This window comes from Acholeplasma laidlawii, from assembly GCF_015709225.1.
Classification (GTDB): domain Bacteria; phylum Bacillota_I; class Bacilli_A; order Acholeplasmatales; family Acholeplasmataceae; genus Acholeplasma; species Acholeplasma laidlawii_A.
This window is the reverse complement of record NZ_JADNRS010000048.1, coordinates 1-1,490: the sequence shown is the minus strand read 5'-3', so window position 1 is coordinate 1,490 and position 1,490 is coordinate 1. Positions and strand designations below refer to the sequence as shown.

The window sequence follows — 1,490 nt, the reverse complement described above, 5'->3', positions numbered from 1 at the left end:
TGGTATGACGATGCAGGTTTATTAACTCCAAGTGGTACGTATTTCAAGGATTATGGAAATACCGGAAAGACAGTTCAATTGTATGCTAAGTGGCAAGTAGAAACATATAACATTATTTTTGATGTAAATGATGGAACAGTAGTCATAGATACAAACTATAACTTTAATACAACATTACCAAGCCCAACAAGAGAAGGATATACATTTGAAGGGTGGACTTTATCTGAAGCATATGATAATGGAGTTGGTGAATCTTTTAAGATTACTCCAGACTTAGGTAATAATCTAGATACAGTCAATTTATATGCTAAGTGGATCATTGAGACATATAAGTTTGAATTAATATTTAATGATGCAAGCACTCTTAATGAATACCATCAAGTAATATTTAATGAAATGGTAGGAGAATTACCAACCCCTACATTACCAAATTATTTCTTTAATGGATGGTTTTTTGATGTCGCATTAAGTCAAGAAGTTACATCAGAAACAATTGTTGTTGATTTTGGTGAAAACGGTCAAAATGTAAAAATTTATGCTAAATGGACGAGAGATCAAGAAACAATGCAACCTTCGGTAACTATCATTTATAAAAATGGAAATACGACCTTACTAACAGACGAAGTTCTATATGGTTTGCCGTATGGTGAATTGTATAATCCTTATCCAGGTTATTCAGTAAACTGGTATTTAGATTCGCAATTTACAATTGAGATTACTTCTAACACTATTGTTACCGACACTGAACTTCATACACTCTATGGTAATTGGAAACCTATAATATATTCAATCACTTATGTAATAGATGAAGGTGGAAATAACGAAAATAACCCTATTCATTATACTATTGAAGAAAATAACATAGTTTTACAGAATCCAACTAAAGACGGATATGCTTTTCTAGGTTGGTACTTAAACGACAATTATACCAACAAAATTACTAATATATCCTCAGGATCATATGGTGATGTTGTTTTATACGCACATTTCGAGTATGGAAGCAATGGTATAACATACCAATATGTATCTGGAACCAATTCTTATAGAATTACAGGCTATGACAAAATCGATAACTCATTAATTATACCTTCTTATGCCAATGATGGAAGCCACGGCAGGTTATTAGTTACTGAAATATATCAATATGCTTTTCAAAATTCAAATATAGTAAGTGCTATTATTCCTTCAGGTATAACATCAATAGGGAATTACGCATTTTCTGGTAATCCAATGGTAAGTATCACATTACCATTTACAGGAGCAAGTAGTACATATATAGAAGGCAGCCAAAAACCACAAAATCATCTTGGGTATATATTTGGTTATTGGGAATCTTCAGGGATGACAAGTGTTCCTAGTTATAGTAGTTATAATTATTGGTATTATGTAACAGGTAGTGGTTCATCAACGCGGTATTATACAGTTAATTTTAATATCCCTAGTACATTAAGAGAAGTCAAACTTACTACTACCACCACATTACCGCAACA

General features: G+C 32.0%; 1 protein-coding gene. It reads left to right on the top strand.

Translation table 11 applies throughout. The annotated features are described in order from the left end of the window. On the top strand, window positions 1–1,490 hold a 1,490-nt coding region (locus IY230_RS04860), incomplete at both ends, for an InlB B-repeat-containing protein (RefSeq protein ID WP_196370293.1).